Source organism: Wolbachia endosymbiont of Ctenocephalides felis wCfeJ (assembly GCF_012277315.1).
In the GTDB taxonomy this organism is placed as follows: Bacteria; Pseudomonadota; Alphaproteobacteria; order Rickettsiales; family Anaplasmataceae; genus Wolbachia.
In genome coordinates, this window is the sequence record NZ_CP051157.1 from 576,292 (window position 1) to 597,243 (window position 20,952).

Annotated in this window: 26 protein-coding genes and 1 tRNA gene; 13 read left to right on the plus strand and 14 right to left on the minus strand. The window is 35.8% G+C overall.

Features of this window, described 5'->3' with window-relative positions; genetic code table 11:
* Positions 1–72: 72 nt before the first annotated feature.
* Entirely contained in the window at positions 73–960 is an 888-nt protein-coding gene (locus tag HF196_RS02760) for an Rpn family recombination-promoting nuclease/putative transposase (protein WP_168455711.1), read from the plus strand.
* 93 nt (positions 961–1,053) lie between these two features.
* Positions 1,054–1,923, plus strand: a complete 870-nt coding sequence (locus tag HF196_RS02765; RefSeq protein WP_168455712.1) for an Rpn family recombination-promoting nuclease/putative transposase — start codon at positions 1,054–1,056, stop codon at positions 1,921–1,923.
* Between the two features lie 41 nt (positions 1,924–1,964).
* Here the strand turns inward: HF196_RS02765 and HF196_RS02770 are convergent.
* A tRNA-Thr gene (locus HF196_RS02770) sits at positions 1,965–2,037 on the minus strand.
* 20 nt (positions 2,038–2,057) lie between these two features.
* On the opposite strand from HF196_RS02770, the gene HF196_RS02775 reads away from it, so the two are divergent.
* From HF196_RS02775 to HF196_RS02800, 6 genes are all read left to right on the plus strand, one after another.
* Positions 2,058–2,201 carry a hypothetical protein gene (locus tag HF196_RS02775; protein ID WP_168455261.1) on the plus strand — a complete coding sequence of 48 codons (144 nt, stop codon included), beginning with the start codon at positions 2,058–2,060 and terminating at the stop codon, positions 2,199–2,201.
* Complete coding sequence (gene mutM, locus HF196_RS02780) at positions 2,167–2,982, plus strand: bifunctional DNA-formamidopyrimidine glycosylase/DNA-(apurinic or apyrimidinic site) lyase (RefSeq protein ID WP_168455713.1); 816 nt, start codon at positions 2,167–2,169, stop codon at positions 2,980–2,982. Before HF196_RS02775 ends, mutM begins: the two co-directional genes overlap by 35 nt.
* Before the next feature lie 16 nt (positions 2,983–2,998).
* On the plus strand, positions 2,999–3,592 hold the full coding sequence (pdxH, locus tag HF196_RS02785; protein WP_168455714.1) for a pyridoxamine 5'-phosphate oxidase: 594 nt from the start codon (positions 2,999–3,001) through the stop codon (positions 3,590–3,592).
* Positions 3,593–3,895: 303 nt separating this feature from the next.
* On the plus strand, positions 3,896–4,078 hold the full coding sequence (gene rpmF, locus HF196_RS02790; protein WP_168455715.1) for a 50S ribosomal protein L32: 183 nt from the start codon (positions 3,896–3,898) through the stop codon (positions 4,076–4,078).
* Positions 4,079–4,088: 10 nt separating this feature from the next.
* Entirely contained in the window at positions 4,089–5,126 is a 1,038-nt protein-coding gene (plsX, locus tag HF196_RS02795; protein WP_168456273.1) for a phosphate acyltransferase PlsX, read from the plus strand.
* On the plus strand, positions 5,119–6,099 hold the full coding sequence (locus tag HF196_RS02800; RefSeq protein WP_168455716.1) for a beta-ketoacyl-ACP synthase III: 981 nt from the start codon (positions 5,119–5,121) through the stop codon (positions 6,097–6,099). The genes plsX and HF196_RS02800 overlap by 8 nt, the downstream gene beginning before the upstream one ends.
* Positions 6,100–6,113: 14 nt before the next feature.
* On the opposite strand, the gene HF196_RS02805 is transcribed toward HF196_RS02800, so the two are convergent.
* The 6 genes from HF196_RS02805 to iscU form a co-directional block, all read right to left on the minus strand.
* Positions 6,114–6,482 (minus strand): hypothetical protein, encoded by a 369-nt coding sequence (locus tag HF196_RS02805; protein WP_168455717.1) that lies wholly within the window; start codon positions 6,480–6,482, stop codon positions 6,114–6,116.
* A gap of 123 nt (positions 6,483–6,605) precedes the next feature.
* The gene (locus HF196_RS02810) at positions 6,606–8,282 is read right to left on the minus strand and encodes an aminopeptidase P family protein (RefSeq protein ID WP_168455718.1); all 1,677 of its coding nucleotides are present in this window, start codon (positions 8,280–8,282) and stop codon (positions 6,606–6,608) included.
* Positions 8,283–8,463: 181 nt separating this feature from the next.
* Positions 8,464–10,323 carry an Hsp70 family protein gene (locus HF196_RS02815; RefSeq protein ID WP_168455719.1) on the minus strand — a complete coding sequence of 620 codons (1,860 nt, stop codon included), beginning with the start codon at positions 10,321–10,323 and terminating at the stop codon, positions 8,464–8,466.
* A complete protein-coding gene (locus HF196_RS02820) occupies positions 10,301–10,759 on the minus strand; it encodes an iron-sulfur cluster co-chaperone HscB C-terminal domain-containing protein (protein WP_168455720.1) in 459 nt (152 codons plus the stop codon). The genes HF196_RS02815 and HF196_RS02820 overlap by 23 nt, the downstream gene beginning before the upstream one ends.
* Complete coding sequence (locus tag HF196_RS02825) at positions 10,752–11,156, minus strand: HesB/IscA family protein (protein ID WP_168455721.1); 405 nt, start codon at positions 11,154–11,156, stop codon at positions 10,752–10,754. Before HF196_RS02825 ends, HF196_RS02820 begins: the two co-directional genes overlap by 8 nt.
* A 2-nt stretch (positions 11,157–11,158) precedes the next feature.
* Positions 11,159–11,539: a Fe-S cluster assembly scaffold IscU gene (gene iscU, locus HF196_RS02830; RefSeq protein ID WP_041045899.1), complete on the minus strand. Its 381-nt coding sequence runs from the start codon at positions 11,537–11,539 to the stop codon at positions 11,159–11,161.
* A 191-nt stretch (positions 11,540–11,730) separates the two neighbouring features.
* Between iscU and ftsY the strand changes: the two genes are divergently transcribed.
* Complete coding sequence (gene ftsY / locus HF196_RS02835) at positions 11,731–12,642, plus strand: signal recognition particle-docking protein FtsY (protein ID WP_168455722.1); 912 nt, start codon at positions 11,731–11,733, stop codon at positions 12,640–12,642.
* Between the two features lie 620 nt (positions 12,643–13,262).
* Entirely contained in the window at positions 13,263–14,441 is a 1,179-nt protein-coding gene (locus tag HF196_RS02840) for an aspartate kinase (RefSeq protein WP_168455723.1), read from the plus strand.
* Positions 14,442–14,537: 96 nt separating this feature from the next.
* Here HF196_RS02840 and HF196_RS02845 read toward each other — a convergent pair whose 3' ends face one another.
* The 5 genes from HF196_RS02845 to rsfS form a co-directional block, all read right to left on the minus strand.
* Positions 14,538–14,993 (minus strand): SWIM zinc finger family protein, encoded by a 456-nt coding sequence (locus HF196_RS02845; protein ID WP_246198611.1) that lies wholly within the window; start codon positions 14,991–14,993, stop codon positions 14,538–14,540.
* Positions 14,994–15,102: 109 nt separating this feature from the next.
* On the minus strand, positions 15,103–15,288 hold the full coding sequence (locus tag HF196_RS02850) for a hypothetical protein (RefSeq protein WP_168455724.1): 186 nt from the start codon (positions 15,286–15,288) through the stop codon (positions 15,103–15,105).
* Between the two features lie 76 nt (positions 15,289–15,364).
* Positions 15,365–15,940, minus strand: coding sequence for a hypothetical protein (locus tag HF196_RS02855; RefSeq protein WP_168455725.1), 576 nt, complete (start codon positions 15,938–15,940; stop codon positions 15,365–15,367).
* A gap of 30 nt (positions 15,941–15,970) precedes the next feature.
* Positions 15,971–17,221 (minus strand): tyrosine--tRNA ligase, encoded by a 1,251-nt coding sequence (gene tyrS / locus HF196_RS02860; RefSeq protein WP_168455726.1) that lies wholly within the window; start codon positions 17,219–17,221, stop codon positions 15,971–15,973.
* A 58-nt stretch (positions 17,222–17,279) separates the two neighbouring features.
* Positions 17,280–17,606 (minus strand): ribosome silencing factor, encoded by a 327-nt coding sequence (gene rsfS / locus HF196_RS02865; protein WP_168455727.1) that lies wholly within the window; start codon positions 17,604–17,606, stop codon positions 17,280–17,282.
* 169 nt (positions 17,607–17,775) lie between these two features.
* Here rsfS and HF196_RS02870 point away from each other — a divergent pair, with 169 nt between their 5' ends.
* The 3 genes from HF196_RS02870 to HF196_RS02880 are packed head-to-tail and all read left to right on the plus strand — an operon-like array spanning position 17,776 to position 19,664.
* A complete protein-coding gene (locus HF196_RS02870) occupies positions 17,776–18,381 on the plus strand; it encodes a DEAD/DEAH box helicase family protein (RefSeq protein WP_168455728.1) in 606 nt (201 codons plus the stop codon).
* Positions 18,374–18,859, plus strand: coding sequence for an RNA pyrophosphohydrolase (locus HF196_RS02875; RefSeq protein ID WP_168455729.1), 486 nt, complete (start codon positions 18,374–18,376; stop codon positions 18,857–18,859). Before HF196_RS02870 ends, HF196_RS02875 begins: the two co-directional genes overlap by 8 nt.
* 16 nt (positions 18,860–18,875) lie before the next feature.
* A complete protein-coding gene (locus HF196_RS02880) occupies positions 18,876–19,664 on the plus strand; it encodes a TatD family hydrolase (protein ID WP_168455730.1) in 789 nt (262 codons plus the stop codon).
* A gap of 143 nt (positions 19,665–19,807) precedes the next feature.
* On the opposite strand, the gene HF196_RS06005 is transcribed toward HF196_RS02880, so the two are convergent.
* Both HF196_RS06005 and mdh read right to left on the minus strand, forming a co-directional pair.
* Positions 19,808–19,936, minus strand: a complete 129-nt coding sequence (locus tag HF196_RS06005) for a hypothetical protein (protein WP_256359385.1) — start codon at positions 19,934–19,936, stop codon at positions 19,808–19,810.
* Positions 19,937–20,002: 66 nt separating this feature from the next.
* A complete protein-coding gene (gene mdh / locus HF196_RS02885) occupies positions 20,003–20,950 on the minus strand; it encodes a malate dehydrogenase (RefSeq protein WP_168455731.1) in 948 nt (315 codons plus the stop codon).
* Between the last annotated feature and the right edge of the window lie 2 nt (positions 20,951–20,952).

A 20,952-nucleotide genomic window follows, 5' to 3' on the forward strand; every position in this document is an offset into this window, starting at 1 on the left:
TATCTTTAAAAATACGGTTGAATAAATATTAATAATAGTGTATAATTATTAATAATTTTAAGCACGATAGTTGTGGCTTTCTCAAAATTTCTCGACCCTAAAAATGATGTAGCGTTTCGTCGTATCTTTGGTACTGAAAAGAATAAGGACATCCTCATTCATTTTCTCAATGATATCTTGGGCTTTACTGGCAAGGATGAAATAAAAGAAATAGAGTTTCTCAGCACTATTCAAGATGCTGAAATTGCCTCTAAAAAGCAGAGCATTGTTGATGTTCTCTGCAGAGATGAAAATGGGGTGCAAGTGATAGTCGAAATGCAGGTTGCTAAAACTAAAGGTTTTGAAAAACGTGCTCAATACTATGCTGCAAAAGCGTACTCAAGGCAGGCTAATAAAGGTGATCAATATGAAAACCTCAAAGAAATTATCTTCATTGCTATAGCAGATTGTATCCTGTTCCCTGATAAATCCGAGTATAAATCAAAACACACTATTCGAGATGAAGATACTAATGAACATGATTTAAAAGATTTTTATTTCACATTTATTGAACTGCCAAAATTTCCCAAGACGAAGGAAGATCAGTTGGAGAGCATAGTTGAAAAATGGGTCTACTTCTTCAAGTATGCGGAAGAAACTAGTGAAAGAGAGTTGGAAAGAATAATAGGAAGTGATGTAATCATCAAAAAAGCATATGAGGAGCTAAATAGATTCAACTGGTCAGAAAAAGAATTCATTGCCTACGAACAAGAGATCAAGCGTATTCGTGATGAGAAAGCTGTCCTCGCTCAAAAACTTGATGATGCTAGAGATGAAGGTAGAAGAATTGGTAAAGAGGAAGGAAAAACCGAAGGGAAGGTTGAAGTTGCAAAAGCGATGCTGGCTAGTAATGTTGATATCAGTACTATTGCCAAGTTTACAGGCCTCTCCATTAATGAAATCAAAGAGTTGCAGGATTAGTATATGCTTGTGAGCTATAGTTAAGCTAAAAATACGGTTGAATAATTGTTAATAATAATGTATAATTATTAATACTTTTTAAGTAAATTTCTTATGGCTTTGTCAAAGTTTTTAGACCCAAAAAACAATTATGCCTTTAGACGAATTTTTGGCACTGAGAAAAATAAAGATATTCTCATTCATTTTCTTAATGATGTTTTAGGTCTTACTGGTGAAGCTAAAATAAAGGATGTAAAGTTTCTAAGTCCCATTCAAAACCCTGACATTGCTGCTAAAAAGGAGAGTATTGTCGATGTACTCTGTAGAGATTCTTCAGGTGTTCAGTTCATATGCGAGATGCAGGTTGCTAGAACGACTGGCTTTGAAAAACGCGCTCAATACTATGCTGCTGGAGCTTATTTTAGCCAAGCCGGGATAGGTGACAAATATCATGAACTTAAAGAAGTTATTTTCATTGCCATCACTGATTTTATTCTATTTCCTAATAAATCAGCCTACAAATCAGATCATGTTACTCTTGATAAGATTACTCACGAACATGACCTGAAGGACTTTAGTTTTACTTTCATAGAATTACCGAAGTTTCCAAAAACGAAAGAGGATCAATTAGAAAATATAGTAGAAAAGTGGTGTTACTTTTTTAAATATGCAAGTGAGACTAGTGAAGAGGATCTAAAAAAAATAGTAGGGAGTGATGAGATTATTGGCAAAGCTTATAATGAGTTAATAGAGTATAATTGGACTAGGGAAGAGCGGGATATATATCGACAGGCTAAGAAAAATGAGGATGATAATGTATCTTGCCTCAACCAGAAATTTAATGAAGGAAAAACTGAAGGGAAGATAGAAGGAAAAATTGAAGTTGCAAAAGCGATGCTGGCTAATAATATTGATATCAATACTATTGCTAAGTTTACAGATCTTTCTATCAATAAGATTAAAGAATTAAGTGAAAGCCAATAGACGGTTAAGTTTTTTTACAAGGTATGCAACACTTTAAGGTGTGCCGTTACCAAGACTCGAACTTGGGACCTCGTCATTACCAATGACGTACTCTACCACCTGAGCTATAACGGCAGGATTTATATATAATGATAATGAATAATACAAAAAAGAATAAGGAAAAAGAAGAAGAGAGAAAAAGATTAGCAAAAGCTTTAAAACAAAATATTCTAAAAAGGAAAAAGCAGCAACAGGGTAGAAAAAATGCCAGAACTACCGGAAGTGGAAGTAATATCTAACTTTTTGTTTAATAAAGTAAAAAACAAGCAAATAAGCTGTGTTACAGTCAATAATTGGAATTTACGTGTACCGGTAACACAAAATATCGATAACATACTAAAGAACAAATGCATAAGCAGTATCAAGCGTAGAGGTAAATACATAATCTGGAATACAGACAATGATATAGCTGTAATATTACATCTTGGCATGAGCGGAAAGCTTATATACGCTGAAGATAATCAAGTGCAGAATAAACATGATCACGTAATATTTTCGTTTTCCGACAATGCTTCAATAGTCTTTAATGATCCAAGAAGGTTTGGGTTGGTTGTCGTTTTAAACAAAGCACAAGAAGTAAATTTTTTTAATGACTTCGGAATAGAGCCCTTAACGGATGAATTCAGTGGAGGCTATTTGCAGAAGCTACTGAAAAACAGGAAAGCAAATATCAAATCAGCATTAATGGACAACAAATTAATAGTTGGTGTAGGTAACATATATGCTTCTGAAAGCTTGTTTAGAGCCCGCATATCACCGCTCAGATCAGCAAGGGACTTAACTTACAGCGAATGCAAAAGACTTGCTGTTGAAATAAAAAATACTCTAAGTGATGCAATTGCTGCAGGTGGTTCAACGCTGAGAGATTATGCACAGCCATCCGGATCTGTCGGATACTTCCAAAACAGTTTTTACGTATACGGTCAAGTTCAAAAACCTTGCAAAATTTGTAATAACACCATAACACTTATACGACAAAATGGCCGTAGCACTTATTTCTGCAACGCATGTCAGAATTAAGATTTTATTCTTTGGTATGATATTTTTACCTGAAAAAGATCCGTTTGATTTGTTTTCGCAATGGTATAAAGCGGTACTCAATTCTTCATGTAAAGAGCCAACTGCAATGACGCTGGCGACTTGTAGCAAAGACTACATTCCATCTGCAAGAGTAGTATTGCTAAAGGAATATAGCGAAGAAAGCTTCGTGTTCTTCACTAATGTAAATAGCAGAAAAGGAAAAGAATTGACCGAGAACCCCAAAGCTGCACTGGTATTTCACTGGATAGAGTTTTCTAGGCAGGTACGAATTGAGGGAGATGTTAAACTCCTAGACGGTGAAAAAACTGACGAATATTTCTCCTCTCGAGCACGCGATAGTCAAATTAGCGCATGGTGTTCAAAACAATCGAGCGTTCTGAAAAATTGGCAAGATTTTGAGCAAGCTATCACACTAAAGGAAAAAGAACTTTACAATACACAAGTTCCTCGTCCTGACTTTTGGGTGGGATTCTGCGTAATCCCAAAAGTAATTGAATTTTGGCAAGAAGGTGAACATAGAAGACACACTAGATTTAGATATACTCTTGCTAAGGGAAGCAATTGGAAGGTGGAACAATTATATCCCTAATGTTATTGGAAAGTTCCTGATCCTCCTCAACTTACTATGTAGATATTGATAACAGCAAGGCTATTTGGAGGGCATTCTATCAACTTTGTCATGCAAGTAGATGACACTGGGACGGCACCTTATTGGTAGACAATGCTCGTGCAACTGTACGTTTTTCCTCAAACCATAATGCAAGGGGTTTTTGGCTTAGATTCTACAGTTTATAGGGATATGGAAAACCTTACTTATTTTATTGTCACTGTTTACTTCCTGTAAAAAACATGTTATTAATAAATTGAATCTTTTAGTAGAATGGAGGAAGTTTTGGCAGTTCCAAAGAGAAAAAAGTCAAAGTCAAGGCGTAATATGCATCGTTCTCATCATGCTATTGAGCCTAAGAACATTGTGGTATGCTCAACAACTGGGGAGTTTATGTTACCTCACAACATAGCAGTTGATGGCAGCTATAAAGGAAAACGGGTTTTCATCAAACAACAGGCAGAATAACTATCATGATATGTTACCCACGGTCAACAATAACATAGTCATTGCACTTGACGCTATGGGAGGTGATTTTGCACCTCTCTCAGTGATTCAAGGTGCTGATTTTTTTTTGGGCAACCTTACTAACCCAGACACTAAAGTTTTTTTTCATGTTTATGGAGATCAGAAAGAGATATCTCCTCTGCTCTCGAAATACAGCAGGGTCAGAGATAATTCTGAGTTGATTCATTGTTCTGACAATGTTCTTGCAAACGATAAACCATCTTTTGCGCTGAGGCATCGTAAGGACTCAAGTATGAAGGCTGCAATTGTTGCAGTGAAGGAAGGTAAAGCTTCTGGGGTAGTGTCTTCAGGCAATACTGGAGCGTTGATGGCAATTTCCAGATTTATTTTAGGAACACTGCCAAACATTTATCGCCCTGCTATTGTATCTGTTTGTCCAACGAAGACAAAGAGCTTTGCGCTGCTTGACCTTGGAGCAAATGTTGATTGTAATGCTGACTCGTTATTTCAATTTGCATTAATGGGGAGTATATTTGCAAGAATAGCATTAAAAGTTGACAATCCTGAGGTCGCTTTGCTAAATATTGGTACAGAAGAAGTTAAAGGCAATGACTCAGTACGAGGAGCTTTTGAGTTGCTCAAGAATACTCCAAGTATTAACTTCAAAGGATATGTAGAAGCAAGCAAATTTTTAGAGGGTAATGTAGATGTGATTGTTGCCGATGGTTTTGTTGGCAATGTAATGCTTAAAACGGCTGAAGCAACTGCTAGTACTTTTATCGATTTAATAAAGCAGGAAATATTCAGCTCGTGGATAACAAAAGTGCTTGTTGGTATGTTGTTGAAATCCAAATTAAGTAAGGCACTAATGCGTTTTAATCCTCAAATTAGAAGTGGTGCTATGTTTTTAGGGCTAAATGGTATTGTCATTAAAAGTCATGGAAATTCTGATGCTATTTCTTTTGCTCATGCTATAAAATTTGCAGTAAATGCCATTAGTGAAAATTTAAACCAGAAGATAATTAGTGAGGTAAGTCACGTTGAATAAAAGTTTTATATTAAGCACTGGATCTTACCTGCCAAAAAAAACATTAAGTAATGATGAAATTGCACTAATGGTTGAGACAAGTGATGAATGGATTAGACAGAGAACAGGAATAACTCAAAGGCATATAGCAGATGAGGGAGAATTAACATCGGATCTGGCTGTCAACGCGGCGAGGAATGCTATAGAAAAAGCTCAAATTTCAGTGGATGAAGTTGGTTTAATCATAGTGGCAACAACAACACCCGACAAAACCTTTCCTAGCTGTGCAGCTATTGTGCAAAATAAGCTAAAGTGCAAAAACGCGTTTGCCTTTGATGTGCAAGCAGCATGCTCTGGTTTTATATACGCAGTTACAGTTGCTGATTCGCTTATAAAAGCTAACAAGAGAATTAAATATGCGCTGGTTATAGGTGCTGAGATAATGTCCAGAATTGTTGATTGGAAAGATAGATCAACTTGCGTACTATTTGGTGACGGTGCAGGTGCGGTGATAATGAAATCTGCAGCACATTGTAGTGAAATAGCAGAAAATTCCTTAAGGGGTATAATATCAACCAACTTATATTCCGGTAGTAACATAGACATATTATGTACAAGTGGGGGAGTATCCTCAACTGGCAATTCTGGAAAAATATGTATGAATGGAAGAGAAGTATTCAAGCATGCAGTAGAGAAGTTAACAGCCTCAATAGAAGAAACACTAAGATGCAATAATTTAAAAATTGCTAATATTGATTGGCTGATTCCCCATCAAGCAAACATTCGTATCATTGAAGCTGTAGTAAAGAAATTAGATTTTCCTATGGAAAAAGTAGCTAATACAGTTGATCAACATGCAAATACTTCAGCAGCGTCGATCCCGCTAGCACTCGATTATGCAATACAAGAGTCAAAAATAAAACCAGGAAGCCTGGGACTACTGATTGCAATAGGCGCAGGCCTAACCTGGGGTTCCGTATTGCTACGCTACTGACAGCTCCAACTTTACTACTTACTACTTTCGATCTTTTCTATTAATTTCTTGACCAAACCTCTCAGTCTCCTACTAGCTTCGTCAAGCTCTTGAATCTGCGAGCTATCTTTTTTCATGAGCTCCTTATGGTTACCTTTTATGTAATCGACCATTGCCTTCATCTGAGTAATCATCTGATTAATATCCATACTACCCAAACCGGATACTGCATCGGGTATAGATCCATCTAACATACCACCAGCCATAAGTTGCTGAGACATCTGCATAAATGGCTTTAGAGTCTGATTAAGTAGCTCAGGATCCTTAGCCAATTTTTCTATTTGCTCTTTACAAGTATCCATATACTGTTTCATGAATTCATCTTCTTGTACTTTATCTACCATAATTATACCTATCTGAAAATATGTATCTTTTATTGTACATTGTTTTTAAATTAAAAACAACACAAAATACCCAGCACAGTAGCATTAATGTTTTATAAAACAACAAAAACGCTGCTTTTCTGTTTATAAGGGACTACATGCTTTCTCTAACCATCCTTTATCTTTCACGCTATTTTCTAAGTTTTTATAGACAAATTGATGGTAGTTATTTATCCAGTCAATTTCATCTTTGGTAAGCATTTTTGTGTCTATTAGTCTTCTATCGTAAGGAATGGAGGTCAATTGTTTAAAGTTTAAAAAGCCATTTTCTTGCTTGTCAACATACATCAGATTCTCAATTCTTATTCCATACTTCCCTGGAATGTAATAACCAGGTTCGTTGGAGAGTATCATCCCTGGCATAAGTTTCACTTTATTTCCTTTTGATATTGCCTGTGGCCCTTCGTGTACTGAAAGATAGCTTCCTACTCCATGCCCCGTGCCATGCATGTAATCTATTCCAAATTTCCATAAGTGAACACGTGCCAAGATATCTAATTCTCCACCAGTAGTGCCAAGAGGGAAGACTGCGCTTGCTACAGCAATGTGAGCTTTGAGTACTATCGTATAGTGGGCTATTTGTTCAGTAGTTGGGTTGCCAATTGCTACAGTTCTTGTAACATCGGTTGTGCCGTCAAGATATTGGCCACCAGAGTCAATCAAGTATAGTCCATCTTTCTGAACTGCCTTATTCGTCTGACTACTTGCACGGTAATGAATAATTGCTCCATTTTCATTAAATGCAGAAATTGTTGGAAAACTCGGTTGCTTAAACAAATCCTGCTCTTTTCTATATTCTAAGAGTTTCTCTTCAGCATTAAGTTCAGTGACTTCATTGCCAATATTATTTTCAAGCCAACATAGAAAATTTGTAACTGCTACTCCATCTCGAATGTGTGCGTTTATAGCCCCAGTTATTTCAATTTGATTTTTTACTGCTTTATGAATCAAGCAAGGATCCTCTCTTTCAACTACCTGCTTATTTTGTATTACAGTCATAATACTCATTGGAGTTGTACTTGGATCTATCATTATCGAATTTAGCTTGCTCAGCGAATTTTCTAATTCACTAACATCAAAAATATTTATATGGTTATCTAAATTTGCTTCTATAGTTGAATGTTCTTTGTCGTGAACAAACAAATCAACATCACTGCTTTTATACAATATAGCACGGCCTAATATACATGGAGTATATTTAGCATTTTCATTTCTTAAATTTAATAACCATGAAATTGAATTGGGATCAGTCAGAAGTACTACTTCAGCTTCTTTATCTATGCTTTTTGCTACTCTTTCACATTTATTCTGACTACCTTCACCAGAATATTCAATTGCATGTGTAACTATCGTTTGTTTTCTATAACTACTTTCTTTTTTAATTGAACAAGGTACTAATTTACAAATATCTTCATATTTCCTTATCTCTTTTACAGTAAAGTATTGTGGATAATAACTTAGTGAGGTAGTCAATGTTAAGTTTGCTTTTACCCACTCGCGTGGATCCTCTTCTTGTATATTATATACTTGAAAATTGCCCTGATCGAGCTGATTGCGAGCTTGTGTGATATAGCGTCCATCAGTAAAAAATGGGCATTTGTTGTTTTTTGTAACAATGAGCAGCCCATTTGTTCCTGTGAAACCACACAGCTTTGTTAGCTCCTCTGAATACTCATTCAAATATCCGTCCTTGGTATGCAAAATAAATGCATCGACATTTATTTCATGTATAAAAGACCGAAATTCTTCGATTTTTGACAAGGAACATTTCATGGTCTGAAAAAATATCAGAAAACTGAGTTTGAAAATACTACAGTATAGTGCTTGTAGTTACAAGTACTATATCGCAAGAATTTAAATTTGTTGATTCGCCTTTGTTGTCATGAGACGAATGTCTATACACTTTATTTCACGTTTTTTTGCCACTCTGCTGAAAGGATATTTATCTATTTGTCAATTCACACAGCTCTAAGGAAGAGTTTTCTAATTTGGCAATAGTATTATTGATTTCACTCAAATCATTTCCTTGTAAAGCTTTTTTTGCGTTTTGCAGTAGATTTTTTAACCTTTGATCAGAGGAAAGACTATTATCGCCTTCAATCAAATGTATGAGTTTGTTGCCATTAATTTTAGCTTCTGCAAGGGAACGAGCCTTCATATCTTCATCAAAGTTGTTTATTGACTGGTTAACCATATCTTGAACATCGGCTTCACTTAGGCCAAAACTTGAATTTATTTCAACTGTCTGCTCGATTCCGGTAGTTTTTTCTCGTGCAGTAACAGTCAATATCCCGTCAACATTAACTGTAAACTCTATCTCAACTCTTGCTGAACCTACAGGCAGTGGCGGTATACCTTTGAGTTCAAATTGCGCTAGAGATTTGTTATCTTCTATCATTTCACGTTCCCCCTGACAAACGTGAATTTTCATTGCCGTTTGCCCATCGACGTAAGTTGTAAACTCTTTTGTTTCTGAAACCGGCAATGGCGTGTTTCTTGGTATGATCTTTTCAACTATTCCTCCCATAGTTTCTATGCCAAGTGATAAAGGCAAAACGTCCAAGAGAATGTTCCTATCTTTTGAGCTTGAAGTTAAATAATGAGCCTGCAAAGCTGCCCCAATAACAACTGCTTTGTCTGGATCTACATCATTCAGTACCTTATTGCCAAAGAGCTTGACTAGTGATTCGTGAACTAATGGCACTCTAGTTGCACCACCAACTAAAATTACTCCTTTTATGTCATCAATTCTAAGATCTATATCGTCTATAGTACGAGTGACTATATTGACAGTCTTACTAACCAAAGGACTTATTGCTTGTTCGAATTCTTCTTTGGTAATTTCGCATTTAAATAATTTGCCGTTGATGTTGAATTCAAAAGTACCTACAGTGTTTTCGCTCAGATATTCTTTTACAGTACGTAATTCAATAAGTGATGGCCCTGCCACATAAGTAGCTGACGCTGGAATCCAGTTCTTATTATATAAATTTTTGGTATGTTCATTTGCAATCAAGTTTTCTGGATCCCAGTGTCTGGGCACTGGGATAACGCTTTCACTTGAACCCACCTGTTCTCTATACTTATCAAGCACGATTGAGCTTAGCAGATGGTCAAAATCATCACCACCAAGTTTGGTATCACCACCAACTGCAAGAACTTGAAACACTCCTTGGTGTAATTTCAATATTGAAATATCAAATGTCCCGCCACCAAGGTCGTAAACTGCATGTATCCCACTGTTGTTGTTCTTTTCAATCGAGTAAGAAAGTGCGGCGGCTGTTGGCTCATTGACAAGACGAAGAACTTCTATGCCAGCTAATTTTGCTGCATACTTAGTTGCGTTACGCGCTGAGTCGTCAAAGTAAGCTGGCACAGTAATCACTGCTTTTTTTACTTCCATCCCCGTAGACTTTTTTACCCTCTCACATAGAGCTTTTAATATCTCAGCAGATATTTCAACAGGAGTGAGATATCTATCCTCTGCACATTTTACCCTGATAACTTTTTCACTTTCGTCATCTATTTCAAAATTGATGCCTTCTTTGTGCAAGTCTTTGACACTTTTACCCATTAAACGTTTTATCGAGTAAATTGCACCTGAGCTCACATCGTAGCCGGTTTTCAATATGTTATTTTCATATGAAAGAGCAGAAGGTAGCAGTTCTCTTCCTTGCTCATCTTTAAATATCTCCACGTCGCCAGCTTTATTCACTATAGCAATTAAAGAATTGGTAGTGCCAAGGTCTATACCAAACACTGTTTCATTTGAATTGGGTTCAGAAATTTGTATTGGCCGCATTTTTCTTCATTTCCTCAAGTGACTTGTATAAATATTTCAATCTCAAAACTTGCATCGCAGCTTCATCAAAATTCTTTATAGCGAAAGCATTAATTAGATTTTTGGTGCAACTCTTTATTTTTTCATCAATCATCCTACTTGCAAATTGTAGATCATCACAGTCTAGTAAGTACTCTCTTATTTCCATTGATTCATTCAATATTTCAGAGCTCAGATGATCCTTTTGGCTTTTTACCCCCAAAAGATCCAGCAAATGCTCGGCACGTTTTAGTGGTGATTTGAGCACTTGGTAAGCTTTATTTATATTTTCCATGTTTTTCGACTGCCTTTCATTTATATCAGCTCTGCTGAGCTCAATATATTTTTTCTCTAGCTCATCAAAACTGATGTTGAAAGCTGGTTCGATTTCGAACAATGTAAAATAGTTGCTAGACATGAAAACTCTCTCCACAACCACATTTTCCTCTCTCATTAGGGTTTTTGAAAACAAAACCAGATGAGAGTTTTTCCTCCACATAATCCATTTCAGAGCCAAGGATAAACATGACAGATTTTGGATCGATCAATACCTTGACTTTTTGGCCATCACTGCAGCTTTCTTCAATTACTGACTCTAAAGGACGAATATCATATGCATATTCAATATCATATTTTAAGCCGGAACATCCTTTTTGTTTAATTAGTACCCTTATTCCTATTGCTTCTTCTGACTTCCCAAGGTTAGCATGCTGTTTTCGATCCAATAAATACCTTATCCTTTCCACTGCATTTGCAGTGATAGTGATAAGTTTTTTATCTTTCTTCGCAGCATTTACTCCTTGATATTTACTCATAGCTATTTTTGTTTATTTTGGTAATCGTGAATAGCAGCTTTTATAGCATCTTCAGCAAGCACCGAGCAGTGTATCTTCACTGGCGGCAAAGACAATTCTTCTACTATTTGCGTGTTTTTTATCTTTGTTACATCCTCAATGGTTTTTCCTTTGATCATCTCTGTGAGCAAAGAGCTCGAAGCGATAGCAGAACCACAACCAAAAGTTTTAAATTTTGCATCTTCGATAACGCCTTTATCATTAACTTTTATTTGTAGCTTCATCACATCGCCACATGATGGCGCACCAACGAGGCCAGTGCCAACATTTGGATCATTTTTATCCAGAGAGCCAACATTCCTTGGATTTTCATAATGATCTAAAATTTTCTCATTATAACTCATAGAACTACCCGTAAACCATTACTTACATTATAACATATTTAGGTTGAAAATTAAAGAAAAATGCACTCGTAACCGCTATATTTTACTGACACAATATAGCGGTTACGAGTGCATTTTTCTTTACAAATGCACGTAGTACATGTCATTCTTTATATCGTAATTAAGTATATGATTAAAAAAGGAGTATTCCCTTGAGTTTGTTTAGTCACCTTTATAAAGGCTTATTGAAGACTTCTTCGCGCTTTAGCGATGGAGTAAAGAGTATTTTTTCTGGCAAAAAAAAATTAGATCAGTCGCTTTTAGATGAGCTGGAAGAGCTGCTAATTAGCATGGATATCGGTCATAAAACTTCTAAGTTGATTATCGATAGACTTACAAGCATCAAATTTGACAAAGAAGTTGAATATAATGTTATCACACAGCAGTTAATGGGCGAAATAGAATCGATATTAAACCCTGCTGTGCAACCGCTAATTTTAAACAAAAAACCACATGTAATTATGGTATGCGGAGTGAATGGTAATGGTAAAACCACAACAATAGGCAAGCTCGCGTATAAGTATAAGGAGATGGGAAAGTCCGTTATGCTTGTTGCGTGCGACACATTTAGAGCTGCTGCTAGTGAACAGTTAAATATCTGGGCAGAGCGTTCTGGTTGTTCTATTATTACTGGAGAGCACGGGGCTGACTCTGCGAGTGTGGCATATAGAGCTGTAAGTCAGGCTATAAAAGATAACGTTGATGTTGTTCTGATTGATACAGCAGGCAGGCTACAAAATAACGTAAATCTTATGGAGGAGTTATCAAAAATATATAGAACAATAAAGAAATTGGATGGAACTGCTCCTCATGATGTTATTTTAGTTCTCGATGCAACCACCGGCCAAAATGCTTATAGCCAACTAGAGGCATTTAGCAAAATGGTGAATGTTACTGGGCTAATCGTAACCAAACTAGATGGTACTGCTAAGGGTGGGGTAGTGATTGGACTTGCGGAAGCTTATAAGGTGAAGTTACATGCTATAGGAATTGGCGAGGGTATAGAGGATCTTAAGGAGTTTACTAGTAAAGAATTTGCTGAAGCACTATTTAATTGTGATTAGATCTCCTAGTATAATAAACCTTTAGCAGCGCATTGAAAAAACCACTTGACATTTCCAAAAAGTCCGCTTATCATGTGGCTGAAGCTATTTATTTATCTTCAGTCTGTGCAGATAAAATGACAAGAAACTCAATGTATTTGGCGTCTCATGTTTAATTTTTTGCACTATGTGCACTTATGTCTTTAATAGACTTTCAAGGTTTTTACCTATATAAGCTAAAATACGCTTGTTAAAGCGTTTAAAACAGTAAAAAACGCCGATTAAAAGATAGATAGTGAATAACTAGCTAACAGGGTTTCTTTTGCCTTTTTTCTGCTTAGTAAATTTCTTAACGTTTAAATTTAGATCAGTTGCGGTTTAAAAGCAGCGAAATTAGACGTTTAGAATAAAAAAACGCCAGTTTATAAAGTTAATATAAATAATTAGCCACCAACGGGGTTTCTTTTGCCTTTTTTCCTCATTCGGTAAATTTCTTAATATTTATAGCTAAAGCAATTTAAGAGCACTATCAATATTTTAAATAATTGCCTTTCAGCTTAATTATACAAGAAGTTTAATAATTAAGCGTTTTAAACCAACTAGTACTATATTTTTTTCTAGAGGAAAGTTATATTGTAACTATGGGCAATGTAATCGTAAAAAAATTTGGTGGGACTTCATTAACTGACTTAAATCGAGTTGCAAGTTTGATAAAAAAAGATGTTGAGAAAGGTTGTAATGTAATCGTTGTTGTTTCTGCTGTTGCAGGATTTACTGACCAAATGGCTTTTCAGGCTAGGCAAATCTCAAATTTAAGCTGCAGACAAGAGCTATCAGAATATGATGTTATACTTTCAGCAGGAGAACAGATCTCTTGCGGCTTACTAGCAATCACTCTCCAATCTATGGGGATAAATGCTAAATCGTGGCTTGCCTGGCAGTTGCCAATTATAACTAACGATCTTTACTCTGAGTCTAAAATCAAAACAATAAAGATTGATCATCTGAAAAGGTCTTTTGCCGAAGGTTACGCTGTTGCGATTATTGCCGGCTTTCAGGGTATACATGGTGATAGAATCACTACTTTTGGTAGAGGAGGCTCTGATATATCAGCAGTTGCCCTTGCAGTAGTTTTTGATGTCAAGATTTGTGAGATTTTTACTGATATTGATGGAATATATACAGCCGATCCGAAGATTGTTCCAAAAGCACGCAAGCTTAAATCTATCTCTTACAATGAAATGTTGGAGATATCGTCATCTGGTGCTAAAATACTACACAACCGTTCAATACAACTTGCAATGAAGCATAACATTAGAGTGCAGGTGCTATCCACTTTTAAAAATGCAGAAGGAACTGTAGTACTGCATGAAAAAGATGTACTGGAGAGATACGTAATTACTGGGATAACTTGTAGCACTAATGAAGTTCTTGTAACTTTTACTAACCTTGCGAGTACCTTGCATATTTTAAAGGATATGGCAGATGCAAATATTAAGATTGATATGATACATGGATCAAGTCTCGTCATTTCTGAATTCGACATTGATCTAATGAAAGAGCTACTGAGCAAGAATGAAACCCATGTTATCAACAGTAATGTGGCTAGAATTTCAGTAATTGGCATTGGTGTTATGTCTAATACTGAGGTGATGCATCGTACACTCAAGGTCTTAAACAAAAAAAAGATAGAAATACTTGCGATCGCAACATCTGAAATCAAGATCAACATAATCGTTCAAAAAGAATGTGCTGAAGCTCTAGTTAGAGATTTACATACTGAGTTAGCACTAGATAGCCTTATACCTATGGATAGCTGAGGTTTATTAAAGTTTGGATTCCAGCGCTTAGCACTGAAATCCAAATTATATGAGCTGGATCCATAATGATAGAATATTAGCTATAGTACTCAAATTTTAACATTTACTTTGAATAAATTGTTCATATTCTTTATCCTCCAGTTCTTCATAAACCACTGGATATTGATTGTTTAAACGAACAATGATTGAAATAAGCTCTTGATTTGTCTTTTGAAGTAGAAAATTTTCAAGATGGGCTTGTTTATCAACACGTCCAGAGCACACAGATGATCTGTATTTCTCCCTATCGAAATTGATCAAAGCAAAACCTGTTGCAGCCATATGTTTGCACGGACCGCAATATACAAATGCAGGACAGGAACACTCTCCACCAAGGAGTGGACCATCGTACCTTAATGTTACACGATATATCTTCGATCCAACCACTTTTGATTTACTTTCAGATTCATTAACAGATATAATCTGCACTTTTCCTTTATTGAAATAATCCCTTCCTCTGGAAAGGTATGGTTCTTTGATAAGATCCGAGATATCTTTATGGTATAGTCTCATTTTGTACCTCCTTTGAAGCCCGTAATTTTCTAAAATAACTCTTTTTCCATAAAAATTTATTAACCACAACAACTTTTATGTGGCTCTGCAGAAGTGCTGTGTGATAAAATTAGTTAATCGAGTCTAAGTTGTAAGATTGTGTAGGATATTTTTTACCATCTGAAGCGGTTGTTTCCATTTTGAAAATAACTGCTTTTTCCTGTAATTCACCAGATTCAAATATGTTCTTTGTATGTTTACTAATGGCTGGAAGTTGTACACAAAACAACTCTGCCATTTTTTCTATGTGAGCCAAATATTCTCACCCTGATACAAAACGTTGATCCGTACATCTCCATTTGAAGTGGTATATAATATGAACTAACTTTCTACTATCTTTTCAACTGTTCTATACATAATTCTCGAATTTTGAAAATTTGCTCCATGTTATACGATATGGTTGGGTTACTGATCAGCCAGCTCTCAATAAATTGTTTATGCTTTTCTATTTTATAGCTTTCAAGGTGTTCTGGCTCAATTTTTTCTTCTTCTGTCAGTTTTAATAACATGTTATTTCCTGGAAAAGTTATGTCAATAATTCGGCTTTCGTAACGAAGATAGCAATGCATTTCTGGAATATGTAGTAAGTTATACTCATTTAGAATTGCAGAAGCTTTCGGAGTGTTCACTTTATTCATCATAAAGACAGCTATGTGTAGCGTTATGTCGATTTCACATTCGCAACCTAACTTATAAATCAGAGCATGTTTTGTACTACACGTTCCTCGTCTGTCATTGAATACTGATATATAATCTGTGCGGTCAAAATTGCGTCCATAAGGCAGCTCATGTACATATTCTAATGCTTCACGGAACGTAATAATACCCAAATTTAAAAAGAAATTCGATATAGGCTTATGATGAGATAAATATGTCTTACTTAAGTCATCCATATTATAGTTTCTCATCTGTGTGAATTTATTTTCTTACTCTGAAACCTAACTCACCACAACCTTAACATGACGTTTCTTTCCTGCAGATAGCTTTATGAATGGCTGACCTTTAAAGCTCTCAGAATTTATTATATAGTTAACGTCATTTATAATACTATCATTAACTTTGCACCCATTGCCCTGTATTAAACGCTTTGCTGCGCCTCTTGAAGTTTCAAGACCGATATTGTGTAGCAGATCTACTAAGGATATGCCACACGTAACTTGTTCTTTTGTTACAGCATAATCAGGAAGTAGTGAACTATCTTCATTTTCAAACGCAGAGACTGCAGCAGATCGTGCAAGTTCTGCTTCTTTGTTACCATGACATATTTTTGTTACTTCTGTTGCTAGGATCTTTTTCGCTTCATTTATTTCCTGATCCTTTAGAGATTCTAGTTTTTTAATCTCGTCAATTGGCAAATCAGTGAGTAATCTCAAAAAACGGCCTACATCTTGATCATCAACATTGCGAAAGTATTGCCAATAATCATAAGGCTTTAGCATATTACTATCAAGCCACACTGCTCCACTTTCAGTTTTACCCATTTTTACCCCTTGAGCATTCAATAGAAGGGGGGCAGTAAGGCCAAACAATTCAGGTAAGTTCAACTTTTTGCCAAGTTCAATTCCGTTTACTATATTTCCCCACTGGTCTGACCCTCCAATCTGCAGACGACAGCCATACTTTTTATTCAATTCAACAAAATCATAAGCCTGCAATAACATGTAGTTAAACTCAAGAAAGCTTAGGTTTTGTTCTCTATCGAGCCTAATTTTCACACTATCGAAACTTAGCATACGATTTACAGAAAAATGTGCCCCTATATCACGTAAAAAATCTATGTATTTTATATTGTCCAGCCAATCTGCATTATTTACTATCACTGCACCCGTCTTCCCATCATCAAAAGATATCATTTTTTCCAATATCCTTTTTATACCAGATGTATTGTGCTCGATGCTCTCTATAGGTAAGATGCTTCTTGCTTTATCCTTAAAAGATGGATCGCCAATCCTAGTTGTGCCGCCTCCAAGTAAGACTATTGGTTTGTAACCAAATTTTTGTAGGTGACGCAGCATCATAATCTGAACTAGATGGCCAGCATGAAGACTTGGCGCTGTGCAATCAAACCCGAGGTATGCAACTATGTAGTTATTTTGCAATAGTAGCTGATCCAGCCCTTCAGCGTTTGTACACTGATGTAGGTATCCTCTTTCTTGGATAAAATTCAAAAATTCTGATTGGTGTTTCATGACTTGCTTTTGTTAATTAAAGTGATTTTAATGTATCAGCCTTACAAATGGAAGAAAGTTAATTCCAGAGTTCTTCTATTTTATAATACTCTCTAACTTCCGGCCTGAATATGTGAACCATTATGCCTTGAAAATTCAAAATCACCCAGTTGCCTTCATCCATACCTTCTACATCTATTTTATCATGTGACTTGAGACTTTTTATTACATGCTCGGCTAATGCTTTCACATGGCGGCTTGAGTCTCCAGACGCAATAATCATATATTTTGCAATAATGGTTTTATTCTGTACATCAAAGGTGACTATATCATAACCCTTATTTTGATCTATTACGTTTATGATTGTGCTTTTTATTGATTCTGTATCACCAGATACATTAGTCATAGCCTTAAATTATATAATTTGTTTATAATTATACACTCGAAATTTCTAAACATGAACTATTTTTAATATTACTCAAGCCAAGTTGTGTATGCTTTTATTGCAACATTGTATACAATACATATCCTTTTATGTATAACGTAAGGATAGTTTTTTAAATAGTGTATTTATTATGAGCAAGACTCTTATTTACTTAATTGGCTTTCTAGGTAGTGGCAAACTTACTACTGCAAAAGAACTGTGTAAGATTATTGATGCGGTGATAGTAAGTAATAACCTGTTTAATAACAGTATACTTAGAGTTGTTAAATTACCAAATGCTAAAGTTCCTGATGATCTGTGGGAAAAAATTTTTGTAGTCAGGGAAAATATGTTAGCAATACTAGAAAAACATCATATAAGATCGCAACATTATATATTTACAAATGAATTAATAGATGGTGATCCCTATGACCAAAGACTGTACAGCTCGATAGTGAATTTAGGTAAAAAAATGGGTGTAAAAATTTTTCCTGTAGTATTGCATTGCAATAGTGAAGAGTTAGCAAAGCGTGTTTGCTCAGAAGAGAGGCACAAGGAAAATAAAATTACTGATTCAGATTTTGCTATTCAAAAAATTAAAGGCAAAAGGCTGTTTGTACCTGAAGGTTCACTTGAAATTGACAATTCAAGCTTGAGTGCGAAAGAAGTTGCAGAGAGAATTGTTAAAAAGATGAAAAACGGGGAAAGATTGGTTGAGACTTCTGTGAACAATTTGGCAAAGCGTATCCGTGGTTGAGCAGAAAGATAAGTATCGTCCTTGTGTTGGCATAATGCTGCTGAACCAGCAAGGACACGTCTTTGTTGGAAAACGTTTTGATAGTGATTTCTACTGGCAAATGCCACAAGGGGGTGTTGATGATGGCGAAGAGCTGGAGCAGGCAGCATTACGTGAGTTGCTAGAAGAGATCGGCACCGACAAAGCAAAGATTGTAGCTAAAAATAAGGATTGGATATACTATAACTTGCCTGAGGAATTTATACCAACTTGTTGGAATGGTAGGTATTCTGGCCAAAAACAAAGGTGGTTTTTGATGAAATTTTATGGAGAGGATAAGGACATTAATATTCACTATACGGATCATCCAGAGTTCAAAGAGTGGTGTTGGCAAAGTATAGATAATTTGGTAGCTAGTGCTATACCATTTAAAAAGGAAGTTTATAAAGCAGTAATAGAAGAGTTTTCTTCTCAAGTAAAAGCCTCTATTATTGAATGATATTTGCTGTAGGTTCATGATAATAGATTCTCATTGCCATTTGATTTATTTCTCCGATGATGAAATACCCAAAGTAATTTCACGAGCAGAACAAGTTGGTGTAAAGATTTTGCATAACATATGTGTGAGCATTGATGACATTCCTAAATTGTTGAAAATTTCTTCGTCCTATGATCAGGTTTATTCATCTGTTGGTGTGCATCCACTTGATGCTACTGTAGAAAATGGCAAATTTTTACACGTTGATGATTTGGTTGGATTTGCCAAAAGTCAAAAGGTTATTAGTATCGGTGAAACTGGATTAGACTTTTATAAATCTGATAACAAAAGCAATCAGAAAAAAAGCTTTGCGTTGCACATAGAAGCGGCAAGGATAACCGGGTTATCTTTAGTGATTCATACCAGAAATGCCGATAGTGAGATGATTGATATGCTAAAGTCAGAAATGAAAACCGATGCCTTTAGTGGAGTAATGCATTGCTTTGCTTCCTCTAAAGAGCTTGCTTATCAATCTATAGATTTGGGATTATATATTTCATTTTCTGGAATTATTACTTTCAAAAATGCTAACCTCCTCAGAGAAATTGCACAAAATGTACCACGCGAGCGTGTTTTAGTCGAAACTGATGCACCATATCTATCACCTGAACCTTACAGAGGAAGAAAAAACGAGCCGGCAATGGTAAAATATGTTGTGGATTGTTTAGCAGAGTTATGGAATGAATCGCCAGATAAAGTTGCAGAGATAACTACAAACAACTTTTTTAGGCTATTTACGAAACTTAAGCTCAAAGAAACTCTATAGAGCAATTAATTTAGTATCTGTTCAAGGGCGTGGCTAATATGCAAATATTGAAGCAAAAGTGGTGTTATGCAAGTAGCTGACACTGGGATCTAGTTTCACTTTATGGTTGTGTCATTCCAGTGCTTGACACTGGAATCCAGCTTTTAATGCAACCCCTCACCAAAAATATTGTGTTTTAACATAAGGTTAGCTACTTTTATACTCAGTATCCAATCAAAATCCCTGGATCCCAGTGTCAAGCACTGGGATGACATCATTTGTTGTAAACTCACTTTTTCTTGATTTTTTGATTTATCTTGTCTACCTTATTTTGCCACTCCGCTGAACGGATACTTAATTTAGCTTAGAAGTTTCACCAGCTCTCTCACCGAGTTTACAGACTTATTAAACATTTCTCGTTCACTATCATCCATTTTAACCTCCAGAACCTTTTCAACTCCATTTTTTCCAATAATTGTAGGAACGCCAATGAACAAGTCTTTCACACCATATTCACCACTTAGGTAAGCAGCACATGGTAATATGCGTCTTTTATCATGCAAATATGACTCTAACATACATATGACTGAAGATGCAGGAGCATAGTACGCAGACCCAGACTTAAGTAAATCAACTATTTCTTTACCGCCATTGCGAGTACGCTTGATTATTTTATCAACTTTTTCCTGTGTAATGAAGCCCATATCGATAATTTGAGTAAGAGGAATGCCAGCAACTGAAGCGCAATTAATAAGTGGTACCATAGTATCGCCATGTCCTCCAAGTACAAAAGCGGACACATCTTCAACGGAAATATTGAGTTCTTTTGCAAGAAAATAACGAAAGCGGGAAGAATCAAGTACTCCAGCCATTCCGACAACCATATTAACTGGAAGGTTTGAAAATTTGTGTACTACTGAAACCATGGCATCCAAAGGATTGGTCACAACTATTACAAACGCATTTGGGGAGTATTTTTTAATATTTTCACCAACCTCTTTCATTACTTTAGCATTAGTTTGCAGAAGATCGTCTCTGCTCATTCCAGGTTTTCTTGCAATACCAGCAGTTATTATAATTGCATCGGAGTCTCTTATATCCTCATATCTATTTGTACCAGTAACATCAACACTAAACCCATCAATAGGAGATGATTCTACAATGTCAAGTGCTTTACCTTGTGGTATCCCCTCACTAATATCAAGTAAAACAACGTTTCCAAGTATTCTCAATGCAATCATATGGGCAAGAGTCCCACCAATGTTTCCTGCACCGATCAAAGATATTTTTTTTCTTTGCACTGTCATTT